The following is a 13,934-nucleotide window of genomic DNA, read 5'->3' as shown; positions in this document are numbered from 1 at the left end:
GCCTCATCGGGGCGCGGGTCTCCTGGCTGGCGGGGGGCGCTGACGGGGGCGCTGCCGGGGGCGCTGGCGGGGGGCGGGCGCGGGAGCCCCCGGCTCATCCCGTCACGCGAAGGGCTTCGAGCCCGTGGAAATGATAGGCGTCACGATAGGTCGCGGGCGCGGCGAGGCAAAGCCCCGGGCGCTGCGCGAACAGCACGCGCAGGCCGATCCGCAGCTCCATCCGCGCCAGCGGCGCGCCGACGCAGAAATGGATGCCGGCCCCGAAGGACACGTGCCGCGCCGCGTTGGCGCGGGCGGGATCGAGCCGGTCGGGGTCCGGGAAGGCCTCCGCGTCGCGATTGGCGGAGCCGAGCAGCAGGCCGATGGTCTCGCCCAGCCGGAAGGTCACCGCCTCCGCGCCCTCGCCGACGGTCGCGTCGCCGCCCGCCGGCTCTCCCAGCGCGAAGCGGGTGAACATGTGCAGCGGCGCGTCGAAGCGCAGGGTCTCGTCGGCGGCGGTCTCGGCGGCCGCGTCGGAGGCGGGATTGGCGAAGACCGCCGGGTCCAGCCGCCCGGTCAGCGCCAGATGCACGGCGTTGCCCAGCGCGTGGGCGGTGGCCTCGTGACCGGCGTTGAGCAGCAGGATGCAGGTGGAGACCAGCTCATCCTCGCTCAGCCGTCCGCCCCCGTTCGCGGCGTCGTCCTCGGCGGCGATCAGGGCGTCGATCAGCGCGCCCCCCGGCGCGGCGCGGCGGCGGGCGATCAGGGCGCGCATCCAGTCGGCGAAGGCGGCCGCGGCGGCGGCGGCGCGGTCCTCGTCCTCGCGCGTTCGGCCGGCCTGATACATGCCGACCATGTCGTGGGACCAGGCGAGCATCCGCGGCCCCTCCGCCTCCGGCGCGCCGAGCATATGGGCGATGACCGCCATCGGCAGCGGCTCGGCGAAGGCGGGGACCAGGTCGAAGGGGGCGTCGGGGCCCGCGGGCATGGCGTCGACCAGGCGGCGGGCCTCCGCCTCGATCCGGGGCGCGAGCCCGGCGATGGCGCGGGAGGTGAAGGCCCGGTTGACCAGCCGGCGCAGGCGGGTGTGGGCGGGGGGCTCGCGCTCCAGCAGGGAATGCGCCTCGACGGCGTGGAAGGGCGCGAGCCGGTCGGGGATCGGATCCCAGCCCAGCGCCTCGCGGGAGGCGAGATGGGTGACCTCGCGCCCGAAGCGGCGGTCGCGCAGGAGGGCGGAGACCTGGGCGTGGCGGGTGAAGACGGCGTGGCCGTAGTCCTCCCAGAACACCGCGGGGCCCAGCGCGCGCATGCGGGCGTAGGTCGGGTTGGGATCCTGGACGAAGGCGGGATCGGTGGGGGACTGGCGGAACCGGGGCAGGTCCTCGGGGCGCATGGCGGGCTCCGGCGGCTGGGGGGCTGCGTCATTTGCCCGGCGGGGGCGGGCGGGCGCAAGGGGGCGGGCGCGCGGGGCCCGAGGGACGGCGAAGGCGTCGCGCGTCGGTGGCCGCGCGACCACCGTCGCGATGCTGGCGACGGGGCGCCCGCGCGGCCGCCGGGCCTTTGCGCTTGCGTCGAGGTCGCGGGGGGGCGGGCGACGGCGAGGGGCGGGAGATGATGCGGGCGCGGCGTCCCGGACGGGCTCCCAACCCTCGACGATGGCCAGGCGGCTGGCTCGCGACCCTGGCGCGGCCTGCCGGCCTGTCGCGCTCCGCCCCGGCGCGGGCGATGGCGGGCGGGCGGCTGGCCGGTTTCGACTTCTGCGAAGGGGGGCGGGGGCGCGTGCCTTCGTCGGGGGCCTCGGGCCGAGGGCCGAGGCGGGGCGTGGGGATGGGCGGAGAGGCTTGGGGGAAGGGGGGGCGCTCTCGCCGCGCTCTCGCGAGCGTGAGCGGAAGCGCGAAGGGACTTCCCGATTCGGTTTCTGCGGATAGGCTTTCGGGATGCGACCCGCGCCGTCGCTACGTCAGTCAGACGCTTGCCCGGAGATCCGCCGATGCCCGCGACCGCGCCGCTTTCGCCTCGCCGTCCGTCCCGCCCGCCCTGGCGGCTCGCGCCACGGCCCGCGCGGCCCCGGCCCGGCCCGGCCGCCGCGCCGGGGCGGGCCGGTGCGCTCCTGCGCAGCCTGCGGGCGTTGCCGGGGCGGGGCCGGCGCGCCGGGCCGGGCCTCGCGCTCCGGATCGCCGCCGGGCTCGCGGGGGTAGCCTTCGCGGGGCCGGCCGCGGCGTCGGTCTGCCAGTCGGTCGCGGGGATCCTGCCCGACGCCCGCCTGGTGCGCTTCGCCCAGGCTGAGGGGACGTCCGGCAAGGCCACCCTGCGCTATGTCGGCCATTCCACCTACCTGATCGAGACCGGCGGCGGCGTCACCATCGCCACCGACTATTCCGGCTGGTCCGGCCCGGTCGCCATCCCCGACGTGGTCACCATGAACCACGCGCACGAGACCCACTGGACCGCCGCGCCGGACCCCGCCATCCCCCACGCGCTCAAGGGATGGGGAGAGCCGGGCGAGCCTCCGGCGGCGCATTGGGTGCAGGTCGGCGACGCGCTGGTGCGCAACGTGACCACGGATATCCGCGGCTGGGGCGGAGGCGTGGAGAAGGACGGCAACTCGATCTTCATCTTCGAGATCGGGGACCTGTGCATCGGCCATCTCGGTCACCTGCATCACACGCTCGGCCCGGATCACTACGCGGCGATCGGGCGGCTCGACGTGGTGATGGCGCCGGTGGACGGCGGGGCGACGCTGAACCTGCCGGACATGATGGCGATCCTGAAGCGGGTGCGGGCCTCGGTCGTGCTGCCGATGCATTATTGGGGCTACAGCTCGCTCGACGCGTTCCTTGACGGCATGTCGGGCGCGTTCCGGGTGGTGCGGGCCGACATCCCGTCGCTGACGATCACGCCCCGGACCCTGCCGACCGAGCCGACGGTCTTCGTGCTTCCGCAGGGCGGCTGACGGAGGGGGCCGGGCCCCTCCCCCCCCGCGCGCCACGGCGCGTGACCCCGCCCCGCGTGCCAGCGCGAAGCCCGAGCGAAGCGAGGCTCCCTCCCGCCCGGCCCCGCCCCGCCCCCGCAGGGGCGTCAGATCACCGCCAGCAGCGCCTCGGCCACCCGGTCGGCCTGGGCGGCGTTCATGCCGGCCACGTTGATGCGCCCGCCGGCCACCACATAGATCCCGAAGTCCTCGCGCAGCCGGTCCACCTGCGGCGCCGAGAGGCCGAGCAGCGAGAACATGCCCCGCAGGTCGCCCACATGGCTCAGGTCCTGGCCGCCGGGGCGGGCGGCCAGCGCCTCGGCCAGCGCGCTCCGGTTGCCGGCGATGCGCAGGCGCATGCCCTCCAGCTCCGCCGCCCAGTCGGCCCTGAGCGCGGGGTCGGAGAGCACTTCGCGCACCAGCGCCCCGCCGTGATCGGGGGGCATCGAGTGGATGTTGCGGTTGATCCCCTCCAGCGTCGCCTGCACCACGGCGCGGCGGGCGGGGTCGTCTACGGTGGCGAAGACCGCCCCGGCCCGGTCGCGGTAGAGCCCGAAATTCTTCGAGCACGACACCGCCGCCAGCGCCTCGGGCGCGGCCGCCATCATGCCCCGCATGCCGGCGCAGTCGGCCTCCCAGCCCTCGCCGAAGCCGGCATAGGCCATGTCGATCAGGGGCAGCCAGCCGCGCCGCGCGCAGATCTCGGCCAGCGTCGCCCATTGCGCCGGCGTCGGGTCCATGCCGGTGGGGTTGTGGCAGCAGCCATGCAGAAGGACCACGTCGCCGGGGCCCAGTTCCTCCAGCCGCGCGGCCATGGCGTCGAAGTCGAGCGCGCGCATCGCCCGGTCCGCATACGGGTATTCGGCCACCGCCAGGCCCACGCCGCGGAACACGGCCGGATGGTTGGGCCAGGTGGGGGCGGGTATGTGGACGACCGTCTCCGGCCGGGCGGCGCGCAGCAGGCGGGCCAGCACGAACAGCGCGCCCGAGCCGCCGGTGGCCTGACAGGCCGCGGCGCGGGACTGCAGGTCGGCGCCCAGGGTCTCGGTCCCCAGCAGCCGGCAGAACTCCAGGTCGCCGGCGAGGCCGACATAGGTCTTGGTGGTCTGCGTCTCCGCCATCCGCCGCTCCGCCGCCGCGACGGCGCGGAACACCGGGGTCGCGCCGGTCTCGTCGCGATAGACGCCGGGGCCGAGATCCACCAGGTCGGGCCTGGGATCGGCGCGGAACCGGGCCATCAGGGCCAGGATCGGGTCGGTTTCGGGCGGGGGCAGGGCCTCGAACATCGGGCGGCCTTTCGGGAGTTTCGCTTGCGGGCGCGCCGCACAAAGCGCGATCGCCGCCCGATACGCAAGAGGGCGCCCTTCCGGGAAGGCGATTATATACCTTGCAAACACGCTTCCAATTCAGCCCTTAAGCCCCTAGCGTGTAGGCAACTTGAAAGGGGGCGCATATGCCAGTTTCGGATTCAGATCGGCGTGCAGCCGAGTCGATCTCGGCGGGAGAATATGGGGCGACTCGCATCGTGGCGAGCAAGGACGGTTCTTGTGCGCGCATTGCCTTTGGACGCAACGGCATCAACGGGCCGGTCTTCTACGGGGCGCTCTTGCTGTCGCCGGAAGCTTTAAAATCTCTGAAAGAGCAACTAGCTGAAATAGGGTAAGCTGTATGCGCGCCAATCTCGGCCCCGGGCACGCGCCGCCGCAGTTGTCTGTCGTGGGCGGGAACAAAAGTGGAGCGGCGGGAAGACCGCCGGATGATCCGATGGAAGCGAGAGTCGCCAAACTGGAAACTACGATAGGGTATATCGAGCGCGATGTGTCCGAGATGCGCTCGGACATGAAGGACGTTCGCGACCGCTTGGGCCGGTTGGAGACGAACGTCTCTCACCTTCCAAGCAAAGGCTTTATCTGGACGGCGGTTCTCCTTGCGCTGGCAGTCGTCGGCGCTCTTACCGCTCTTCAGGGACAGATCCAGGCCCTTCTTGGGACGGCTCCTTAGGAGCCACTGCCCCGTCCTTCATCTTCCGCAGTGCGTCCTTCAGCTTGTCCTCGTCAAGGTCCACGCCGAGTTCGCGGGCGGCTTCCTCGAAGCGTTTTCGTTGACTCTCTGGCGCACCGGTGAATTGTTTCTCGGTCATGTTGCCAAACTCCTTGAGCACGATCTATGCGGATGAATCCGACGACAAGCAACGGTTTGTCTTGGCGTTCGTCTCGATCCCAACCGCTAGCATATCACTGCCCAGCAGCGAGTGGGATGCGGAGGGACTAAATGACGACTGGTCAGCATATTTTGAGAAAGCCCGCACATGGCGGAAAGCTCTGAAAGAAGCACATGGCATTCCCCTTTCAAAGGAGTTGAAAGGGTCGAAGCTTGCAACAGGGCGAAACAGGTATGATCGAGGGAGGGGCGCGCTTTATGGGAATCGCGCCTGGAAGGCATACCGGGATGCTTTGCAAGGATTAAGCTTTCTCCCTGACCACAGTATTTTTTCTGTCTATGCAACTAGAGACGCGAATCTATATGGACGCCGAAAGCTTGAGGCGTCCCTTTACGCAGCCTTTCAGCGCATTGAGAGACAGAACAAGGCGGATCGCAGACGGAGCATGTTATTTTTCGATGAGGGTCATGGAGAGTATAGAACGCTCTATCGAAAAGCCTGCGTTCACCTCCCCACCGGCTCCCGCTTGGGAGCTTGGTCATCTGGCAGCTTGTCCAAAAATATTCCAATGGTTAGCACCATTGAAGACGCAAACTTCAAGGATTCGAAGAAATCGCACTTTATACAGATTGCCGACCTCATCGCGTATGCGACTTTGCTGAAAGCCCGCCATGAGGGCGACGCCCTGTCTGAGCGCGAGAGCCGGAACGAACTATACAAGTTGCACGACGCTATCCCGCGAAACGTGCTTAACGCGCGAGTCGTCACCAGCGGAACTGACGGGATTGTTCGCCTAAAGTAGAACGCCCCCCGCTATCCGAGGGGCGTCCATTGAGCAGGTGCTCTCCAGCCCATTCAGGTGGTCGCGACCAGCAATTCCAAGATAGTGTTTGATCTCGATTCTGTCAACAGAATCAATCTGCTTTAGGCCATTTCCGAGTCAGGTCCATGATATTTCAGGCGCTTTCCTTTCGTACCAGTCAGTGCGTTGACTGCGCGGCCATGATCCCCAACCCCAAGCGCGCTCCGATTGTTGTAACGGAACTCGAACTCCGCGACGTAGCGGTGCAGGTGGCGCTTGCCGCAGTGCTGATAGACGCCCTTCATGCCGCGCTTGAAGATCGAGAAGTAGCCTTCAATCGTGTTCGTGTGGGTGTCGCCGCGGCCATACTCACCCTTGCCGTGAGAGACGAACTGATGATCCGCGAACTCCGCGCCGATGCGGGTATACATCGCCGCCTCATCCGTCATCAGGCGGGCCTCACGGGCGACGTTCTCACCGACGAACTGCTCAATGGTCGCGCGCTTGATATCGTCAACGACGATGGAGCGGGCGCGGCCCGTCTCGCGGTCAACGAGGCTCAGAACCTTCATCTTGTGGTGATAGGCGCGCTTCTTGGGCTTGCCCGGCTCACGGCCAATGAAGGTCTCGTCAGCCTCAACCGCGCCGCCGTTGCCGCCGAACGGGGCCAGCTCACCGGAGCGCATCGCCTCACGGATACGATGCTCCATGAACCAAGCCGTCTTGTAGGTCACGCCCAGCACGCGGTGCAGCTGGTGGCTGCTGATGCCCTTCTTGCTGGACGTCATCAGGACCACAGCCTGAAGCCACAGGTTCAGCTTGACCTTGGAAGCCTCGAACACGGTGCCGACCTTGACGGTGAACTGCTTCTTGCAGTCGCCGCAGCGGTGCAGGCCCAGGCGGATGCGCTTCTCCGGGTTCGCCTTCACCTTGGAGATGCGATCCGTGCCGCCGCAGTGCGGGCAGGTCGCGCCGTTGGGCCACATCACCCCCTCAAGGAAGGCGTAGGCGGCTTCCTCGTCGTGCAGGTAGGGGGCGCTGAGGTTGGACACGGTCATTCTCCTATCGTCTTGATCCTATATAGGATCTTCTGACCGTGTTTGCAAGGTATATAATCGCCTCCGGGAAAGCCCCCGCGCGCCTGCGCGCGAGACCCCGAGCGCAGCGAGGCTCCCTCTCTCCCTCCCTCTCCCTTCCCTGAAAGGAAAAGCGGCCTTCGGGACAGCCCGCTCAGCCGTCCAGGCGCCGGAACCCGGTGGGCGGGCCGTATTCGCCGGCGGCGATGCGGTCGATGGCGCCGGCCAGGGGCTCGATCGCGCAGGCCATGTGGTGGGCGTTGGCGTGCAGCAGCCGCGCGCCGTCCAGCATCACCCCGACATGGCCCTTCCAGAACACCAGGTCGCCGCGGCGCAGACCCGCCTGCGCGACCTCGGTCCCGCAGGCCGACTGCATGTCCGAATCCCGCGGGCACGCGAAGCCCGCCGCCCAGCGCGCCGCCTGCACCAGCCCCGAACAGTCGATCCCCAGCGCCGAGCCGCCGCCCCACAGATAGGGCGCGCCGACGAAGCGTTCGGCCGCGTCCACCCAGTCGGGGACCGTGGACGCCGCTTCGGCGACATGCTGGGCGGGCGCGCAGCCATGGCGGGTGACCAGCCACGCGCCCTCCACCGTCCCGCTCAGCAGCGCGTTCATCGGCAGGGGCGTCAGCGGCGCGGTCTTCAGGTCCGGTCCGGGATAGAGATGCGACAGCGGCGCCGTCACCCGATGCGTCGCCGGGCCGTTGGCGGCCTCCAGCGCCTCGGCCGGCACGTAGCCCACATAGCCGTCCCGCGGCGCCTGCCCCCAGGCGAGCCCGCCGGCGCTCTCGTAGACTTCGAACTCCGCGCCGTAGACCAGCTCCGAGGCCAGTCCCTTCGCCCCGGGGCGCGCGCGCAGCGGAGCCACCCCCAGCGCCACCCGCATCCGGACGGGCGAGGCGTAGCGCGCGGCCTCGACCTCTCCCCGCAGCCGTTCGGCGGCGAGGTCGGGGCGCGCGGGCGTAAGGCGAGGGTCGGTCCCCGGCGCGGCGCCGGCTCTGAGCGCGGCCATCAGGCGGCTCCCGTCCCGTAGCGGGCCGAGAGCACCGCCCAGCAGGCCCGGATCGCCTGCGCCTCGCCGCCCCTCGGCCGGCCCGGGCGGGCGGCGGGGGTCCAGCCGTAGACGTCGAAATGGGCGAAGGCGCCGGCCTTCTCCACGAAGCGGCGCAGGAACAGCGCGGCGGTGATCGACCCGGCCATGCCCCCCGAGGGCGCATTGTCCAGATCGGCGATGGCGGGCTCGATCTGGGCCTCGTAGCCGTCCCAGAACGGCATCCGCCAGATCGGGTCGCGCACGGCGGCCGAGGCTTCGGCCAGCGCCCCGGCGAGCGCGTCGTCGTCGGTGTAGAAGGGCGGCAGCTCCGGCCCCAGCGCCACGCGGGCGGCGCCGGTCAGGGTGGCGAAGCACAGCATCAGCCCGGGCGCGTCCTCGTCCCCGCGGGCCAGCGCGTCGGCCAGCACCAGCCGGCCTTCGGCGTCGGTGTTGTTGATCTCCACCGTCAGCCCCTTGCGCGAGGTCAGCACGTCGGAGGGCCGGAAGGACGAGGCCGAGACCGCGTTCTCCACCGCCGGGATCAGCACCCGCAGCCGCGCCTTCAGCCCCGAGGCCATGGCGATCCGCGCCAGCCCCAGCGCCTGGGCGGCGCCGCCCATGTCCTTCTTCATCAGGCCCATGGAGGCCCCGGGCTTCAGGTTCAGCCCGCCGGTGTCGAAGGCGACCCCCTTGCCGACCAGGGTCACGGCGGGGGCGTCCTTCGGCCCCCAGTCCAGCGCGATGATCCGCGGCTCGCGCCCCGGCGCGGCGGCGCGGCCGACCGCGTGGATCATCGGGTAGTTCGCCTCCAGCAGCGCGTCGCCGGCGATCACCTCGACCGTCGCGCCATGGTCGGCCGCGAGCGCGCGTGCGGCGGCCTCGATCTCGGCCGGACCCATGTCCTCGGCCGGGGTGTCGATCAGGGCGCGGGTCAGGGCGACGCCGTCGGCGATGCGATGGGTTTCGTCGGCGTCCACGCCGGCGGGCGCGATCAGCCGCGCGGGGGCCAGCTTGGCGGACTTGTAGCGGGTGAAGCGCAGGCGGCCGATCAGCCAGGCCAGCGCCGATTCCGTCCCCGCCCCGGGCGCCGCGGAGGCGTCGAGCGCGAAGGTCCCCGCCGGCAGGCTCTCCGCGGCCCGGCCGAGATCAAGGCGTGAGCGGGCCCGCGCCTTGGCGTCCCCCCAGCCGAACAGCACGGCGGAAAGCGTCCCGTCGGGCGCCGGCAGCAGGCAGGTCTGGCCGAGCCGGCCCTTGAAGTCGGTGGCCCGCGCCCAGGCGCGCTGGGCCTCGGGCAGGGCCTCCAGCGCGGCGTCGAGCCCGTCCGAGGGGACCAGGCGCAGGGGGATGGCCGCGTCGGCCTCCGCAGGGTCGGCCAGGCGCTCGGCCATCGGCAGCGCGGGGCGTTCGGGGTCGGTCATCGTCATGGCCTTTCGCGGCGGGTGGAGGGGTCAACCTAGCGCCGCCCGCGGTCGGCGCAAGCGGGGCCGCGAAAGGGCCTCGCCGAGCGGCCCGCGGGGGGGGGCGCGTCGGCGCGCCGGGTGGCGAAACCGGCGTCGGCGCGCCATGTTGGGGGCAGACCTATCCGAAACCCGTCGCCCGCGCCGCGCACGCGGCCCGCGACAACGCCAGGAGCGCCGGCATGCAGAGCCGCAATCCGTTTTTCGACGACCTCTCCCGCCTGATGACCAGCGCCGCGGGCGTCGCCCAGGGCGCGCGCACCGAGGCCGAGACAGCCTTTCGCGGCTGGATCGAGCGCTGGATGGCCGACAACGACTTCGTCACCCGCGAGGAATTCGACGCGGTTCGCGACATGGCCGCGAAGGCGCGCGAGGAGAACGACGCGCTGACCGCCCGCATCGCCGCGCTCGAAGCCAGGCTCTGATCGCCTGACGGCCGGTCCGGCCTTCGCGCCGGATCGGCCGCACGCGTCCCCCACGCTTCCCCGGTGACGGGCAAGGCGCGGGCCGTCCATGCGAAAAGACCGGCCTCCCTTGCGAGAGCCGGCCTGGCGTCTTGAATTTTATAGAGAACCGTTGGAGCGGGCGAGGCGATTCGAACGCCCGACCCTAACCTTGGCAAGGTTATGCTCTACCCCTGAGCTACGCCCGCATCCTTCGGTGAGCGGTGGATTACATAGATTCGCGGGGCGGTGCAAGAGGTCCGAAACGCCAAATTCGCGCACCTCCGAAACTTCGTTGCGGCAACCTCGCGCCGCGCGGCCCGGAGCGGCTGCGCGACGCTGCGGAGCCCGTGCGCGCCGGCGATGGCGCAGGTCGATCGTTCTGGGGCCTGAACGTCGAACGCCGCCTCGCGGTCGGCGAGGCGGCGTTCGAAAGTCGGAATGTTCCGGTCGGTCTTGTGGGGGCGGTCTTGTGGGGGCGGTCTTGCGGGGTCGGTCTTGTGGGGTCGGGCGCGCGGCGTCGGGCGGGGCCCGGTGAGGATCAGCGCCCGGAGGTCACTGACCGGTGCGGCTCAGCACGACGCGCACGGTGCGCAGCAGGATCCCGAGATCCAGCGCGAAGGACAGGTCGCGGGCGTAGCCGGTGTCATAGGCCGCGCGGGCGGCGAAGCCGGAACCGTTGCGCTCGCCGACCTGCCAGGGGCCGGTGAGACCCGGACGCAGGCTGTAATAGCTGACGCCGCGATACAGGCTGATCTGGTTCGGCGTGAACGGACGCGGGCCCACGAAGGACATTTCGCCGGTCAGGATGTTCCAGAGCTGCGGCAGCTCGTCGAGCGAGGTCGAACGCATGAACCGCCCGGTGGCCGTGATGCGCGGATCGTTGCGCAGCTTCTGGTCGCGGTCCCATTCGATTCGCGCGGCGGGATGCGCTTCGAGATAGTCTTCGAGCCGCTTGTCGGCGTCGACCACCATGGAGCGGATTTTCCAGCAGCGGAACAGGCGCCCGCCGCGCCCGACGCGGGGCTGGGCGTAGAGCGCGGGGCCGCCGTCGAGCCGCGCCATGAGGGCGAGCATCACCACAAGCGGCGCCGCCACCGGCGCCACAAGAACGAGAATGAGCAGATCCAGCAAGCGTTTGCCACGCGCCGCGTACCAGCCTGCCGAGCTGCGGCCACTCATGGCCGCCGCCGGCTCCGCGGACGCGCCCTCGGACGCATGTTGTAATGTTGCATCGTGAATCATGCCGAGCAAACCCCCGAAAACCCCACCGAGGAATGTATCGCGCCGGGTTCGGCGCGGATAGCGTCAGTCTGAAATCCCCACGATTCCACCTGAACCATTCCTTAACAATTTGTCTCACAAAATCCGGCCTGTCACAACCGGAATTCATGTTGTTAATGTAGAATCCGCGTCGAATGCGAGCGATAACGGGGTGGGTCGTGCGCCGCCTCGCGACAGTCTTCTGGCCCCGGAAAACGGCGGGCGACGGATGGGTTTCCGGCCTGCGGTCGCCGCCCCCGAGGTGCGGCGTTTACGTCACGCTTGAAGATTACACGCGGCGATGAGCGCCTTCGGATCGAGATTTGCTGTGGCGATCCGATCCATCATGGTCCAGAAACGCGTTCAAGCCAGATCCGAAGAGAGAGGGGCGACATCTTGCCAAGGTTTGCTTTTCTGGCGTTGGCCCTGGTCGCCGCGCTGACGATTTCCACCTCGACCGGCCTGCGGGCCCAGACCGAGCAGTCGGCCCAGAGCCAGGCGTCGTCCTCCGCCGCCACCGCGGCGGAGCTCGCCGCGTCCAGTCACGGCTCGGCCTATTACTCGGTGCGCCCGGGCGATACGCTTTCGGTCACCGTGCTCGAAGATCCCAACCTGAACCGCACGGTGCTGGTCCGGCCCGACGGCCGCATCTCCATGCCCATCGCCGGAACCGTGATGGCCGCCGGCAATTCGCCCGAGCAGGTCGAGGCCGCCCTGCGCCAGCGCCTCGCGCGCGGGTTCCAGATCACGCCGACGGTCACCGTCTCGGTCGCCGGTCTCGCCCCGATCCTCGGCAGCGAGCTGCTGGCCGAAGAAGAGGAAGAGCCCTACGCCTATTACCTGGTCGGCGCCTTCAACAATGTCGGGCGGATCGAGACGCAGGAAGAACTCACCCTGCTGACCGCCATCGCGCTGGCGGGCGGGCCGACCGCCTTCGCGGCCAAGGACCGGATCATGCTGCGCCGCAAGGACGAGGCCGGGGTCGAGACCGTTCACATGTTCGACTACGAGCGCTTCGAGGAGGGGCTGCCGCTGGAGGGGGACATCGCGATCCTGCCCGGCGACGTGATCTTCGCCCCCGAGCGCGGCTTGTTCGACTGAGCCGGCGCGCGGACGTTTCCTCCGCTGCTGCACGGGACCGCTCCATGACCAGGCGCAACGATGACAGGACCGGCACGGCCCTCCGCCGCCCGAGGCGGGCGGCGCTCGCCGGCGCGACCGCCCTGGGCGGCGCCGGGCTGCTGGCCGTGGCCGCCTATGCCGGCGACCAGACGCTGACCGGCTCGATCACCGAGCAGGTGGTGGCCGACACCAATTATCAGCTCAATCCCGGCGATGACGGCACCATCGGCTCGGAGACCGAGCTGGTCCTGAACTACGCCAACGCCGGGCCGACCGACTCGCTGACGCTGCGCGGGGCGATGCGCTACTCGGCCTATACCGGCGACGCCAACGACAACATCGCGGGTCTGTTCCCCAACGTCTCCGGCGCCTACCAGCGTCAGCGCACCGATCGGGGGTTCGATCTGGGCTTCTCGCTGTCGGTCAAGCCGGTCGAATTCAGTTCGACCAGCTTCGTGCTGCTGCCCGTCGATCCCGACGATCCCGATATCGACCCCGACGACGAGCCGGAGGTCGGGCTGGTGCAGCGCGATGACGAGACGTTGCGCGCCATATACGCGGTGAACGGCGGCTACACCTACCGGGTGAATTCCCATGAGAGCCTGAGCTTCAACGCCTCGGCCCGGCGGACCGATTATCTCGACGACACGGGCGGTCGCTACACCCCGTCCAACGTTCTGGATTTCAGCACCGGCTGGTCGCGCCAGCTGCGCGCGTCCTGGACCACGGGCGTGACCGCGGGCATCACCAACATCGTCACCGACGACGACGCCGAGCGCGACACGACCACCGTGTACGCGACGCCGCAGCTGGGCTATCAGCCCACGCCGACCCAGACCTTCGACTTTTCGCTGGGTCCGAGCCTGAGCTTCCTGCGCGGGGGCGGCCGCGACGACGAGATCACGCCGGGCATCCGCGCCTCGATTGGGGCCTCCTACGTGACCGGGCCGACCTCGTTCTCCGCCAGCGCCTCCAATTCCACCCAGCCGTCGGACGAGGGCGTGTCCAGCAACTTCGCCAGCCTGCGGGCCTCGGTGTCGCGGCGGCTGGACGCGACGCAATCGCTGACCGCCGGGGCGCGGGCCAGCCTGCAGACCCCGCTCGACGAGGACGATGGCGACGGCGAGATCCGGCGGGTGAGCCTCAACGGCGGCTACAAGATCGAGATCAACGACCGGGTCTCCGGCCGCGCCGGGGTGGGCTGGGCCTATACCGACGACAGCGGCGGCACGGAATCCGCCTACAGCGCCAGCGGCGGGCTGTCCTACCTGCTGACCGAGGAGACCTCGGCCAATCTCGGCTACGTGTTCCGGGTCGAGGATTCGACGGGGGAGGCGACGTCGCACCGGGTGACGCTGTCATTGCGCCGCAATTTCACGCTGCTGCCCTGAGCCCGCGAAGCCGAGGCTCCAGCCCGATCTCCTCCCGATCCCGCTTCGAAGCCGGTCGGGCCGGGACGATCCCGGCGCGGCGCGGCGTCGCGCATCGGACGAGAACTACCTGTGAAGAAGATGAACAGAGGCGGGCGCGCCCAACGAATACGAGGGTTCGGCCGCGCCGTTCATATTCCGGACCGCGGCATGGTGAGGCGGATCGCCAAGGTTGAGCCTTGATAACATTACTTCGA

At 69.9% G+C, this 13,934-nt stretch carries 12 protein-coding genes and 1 tRNA gene; 5 read left to right on the top strand and 8 right to left on the bottom strand.

Annotated elements, in window-relative coordinates:
- Positions 1-94: 94 nt before the first annotated feature.
- Positions 95-1,372 carry a cytochrome P450 gene (locus BLV24_RS08310; protein ID WP_092680695.1) on the bottom strand — a complete coding sequence of 426 codons (1,278 nt, stop codon included), beginning with the start codon at positions 1,370-1,372 and terminating at the stop codon, positions 95-97.
- 597 nt (positions 1,373-1,969) lie between these two features.
- Between BLV24_RS08310 and BLV24_RS08305 the strand changes: the two genes are divergently transcribed.
- Positions 1,970-2,932 (top strand): MBL fold metallo-hydrolase, encoded by a 963-nt coding sequence (locus BLV24_RS08305; RefSeq protein WP_092680694.1) that lies wholly within the window; start codon positions 1,970-1,972, stop codon positions 2,930-2,932.
- A 125-nt stretch (positions 2,933-3,057) separates the two neighbouring features.
- Here the strand turns inward: BLV24_RS08305 and BLV24_RS08300 are convergent, their stop codons facing one another.
- Positions 3,058-4,236 (bottom strand): amino acid aminotransferase, encoded by a 1,179-nt coding sequence (locus BLV24_RS08300; RefSeq protein WP_092680693.1) that lies wholly within the window; start codon positions 4,234-4,236, stop codon positions 3,058-3,060.
- 665 nt (positions 4,237-4,901) lie between these two features.
- On the bottom strand, positions 4,902-5,090 hold the full coding sequence (locus BLV24_RS21525) for a hypothetical protein (RefSeq protein ID WP_143040261.1): 189 nt from the start codon (positions 5,088-5,090) through the stop codon (positions 4,902-4,904).
- A gap of 13 nt (positions 5,091-5,103) precedes the next feature.
- Here BLV24_RS21525 and BLV24_RS08290 point away from each other — a divergent pair, with 13 nt between their 5' ends.
- Entirely contained in the window at positions 5,104-5,913 is an 810-nt protein-coding gene (locus BLV24_RS08290) for a DUF3800 domain-containing protein (RefSeq protein WP_176954682.1), read from the top strand.
- A 122-nt stretch (positions 5,914-6,035) separates the two neighbouring features.
- Here BLV24_RS08290 and BLV24_RS08285 read toward each other — a convergent pair whose 3' ends face one another.
- From BLV24_RS08285 to BLV24_RS08275, 3 genes are all read right to left on the bottom strand, one after another.
- Positions 6,036-6,965: an IS1595 family transposase gene (locus BLV24_RS08285; protein ID WP_143040275.1), complete on the bottom strand. Its 930-nt coding sequence runs from the start codon at positions 6,963-6,965 to the stop codon at positions 6,036-6,038.
- Positions 6,966-7,143: 178 nt separating this feature from the next.
- The gene (locus BLV24_RS08280) at positions 7,144-8,001 is read right to left on the bottom strand and encodes a C40 family peptidase (protein ID WP_092680689.1); all 858 of its coding nucleotides are present in this window, start codon (positions 7,999-8,001) and stop codon (positions 7,144-7,146) included.
- Positions 8,001-9,440 carry a leucyl aminopeptidase family protein gene (locus BLV24_RS08275; protein WP_425426088.1) on the bottom strand — a complete coding sequence of 480 codons (1,440 nt, stop codon included), beginning with the start codon at positions 9,438-9,440 and terminating at the stop codon, positions 8,001-8,003. The genes BLV24_RS08280 and BLV24_RS08275 overlap by 1 nt, the downstream gene beginning before the upstream one ends.
- A gap of 221 nt (positions 9,441-9,661) precedes the next feature.
- Here BLV24_RS08275 and BLV24_RS08270 point away from each other — a divergent pair, with 221 nt between their 5' ends.
- Entirely contained in the window at positions 9,662-9,904 is a 243-nt protein-coding gene (locus BLV24_RS08270; RefSeq protein ID WP_092680688.1) for an accessory factor UbiK family protein, read from the top strand.
- A 152-nt stretch (positions 9,905-10,056) separates the two neighbouring features.
- Here BLV24_RS08270 and BLV24_RS08265 read toward each other — a convergent pair.
- Both BLV24_RS08265 and BLV24_RS08260 read right to left on the bottom strand, forming a co-directional pair.
- Positions 10,057-10,131: transfer RNA gene (locus BLV24_RS08265), tRNA-Gly, on the bottom strand.
- A 346-nt stretch (positions 10,132-10,477) separates the two neighbouring features.
- Positions 10,478-11,056, bottom strand: coding sequence for a sugar transferase (locus BLV24_RS08260; protein ID WP_245710455.1), 579 nt, complete (start codon positions 11,054-11,056; stop codon positions 10,478-10,480).
- A gap of 525 nt (positions 11,057-11,581) precedes the next feature.
- Here BLV24_RS08260 and BLV24_RS08255 point away from each other — a divergent pair.
- Positions 11,582-12,286, top strand: a complete 705-nt coding sequence (locus BLV24_RS08255) for a polysaccharide biosynthesis/export family protein (RefSeq protein WP_176954681.1) — start codon at positions 11,582-11,584, stop codon at positions 12,284-12,286.
- Positions 12,287-12,330: 44 nt separating this feature from the next.
- Positions 12,331-13,698: a hypothetical protein gene (locus tag BLV24_RS08250; RefSeq protein WP_092680686.1), complete on the top strand. Its 1,368-nt coding sequence runs from the start codon at positions 12,331-12,333 to the stop codon at positions 13,696-13,698.
- Positions 13,699-13,934 lie beyond the last annotated feature (236 nt).

This window comes from Albimonas donghaensis, from assembly GCF_900106695.1.
Taxonomy (GTDB): domain Bacteria; phylum Pseudomonadota; class Alphaproteobacteria; order Rhodobacterales; family Rhodobacteraceae; genus Albimonas; species Albimonas donghaensis.
This window is presented reverse-complemented; position numbering and strand designations above follow the sequence as displayed.

What these genes read in the sequence shown, in the direction of transcription:
- BLV24_RS08310 (WP_092680695.1), bottom strand. Translation starts at nt 1,372, where the DNA reads ATGCGCCCCGAGGACCTGCCCCGGTTCCGCCAGTCCCCCACCGATCCC.
- BLV24_RS08305 (WP_092680694.1), top strand. Translation starts at nt 1,970, where the DNA reads ATGCCCGCGACCGCGCCGCTTTCGCCTCGCCGTCCGTCCCGCCCGCCC.
- BLV24_RS08300 (WP_092680693.1), bottom strand. Translation starts at nt 4,236, where the DNA reads ATGTTCGAGGCCCTGCCCCCGCCCGAAACCGACCCGATCCTGGCCCTG.
- BLV24_RS21525 (WP_143040261.1), bottom strand. Translation starts at nt 5,090, where the DNA reads ATGACCGAGAAACAATTCACCGGTGCGCCAGAGAGTCAACGAAAACGC.
- BLV24_RS08280 (WP_092680689.1), bottom strand. Translation starts at nt 8,001, where the DNA reads ATGGCCGCGCTCAGAGCCGGCGCCGCGCCGGGGACCGACCCTCGCCTT.
- BLV24_RS08275 (WP_425426088.1), bottom strand. Translation starts at nt 9,440, where the DNA reads ATGACCGACCCCGAACGCCCCGCGCTGCCGATGGCCGAGCGCCTGGCC.
- BLV24_RS08270 (WP_092680688.1), top strand. Translation starts at nt 9,662, where the DNA reads ATGCAGAGCCGCAATCCGTTTTTCGACGACCTCTCCCGCCTGATGACC.
- BLV24_RS08250 (WP_092680686.1), top strand. Translation starts at nt 12,331, where the DNA reads ATGACCAGGCGCAACGATGACAGGACCGGCACGGCCCTCCGCCGCCCG.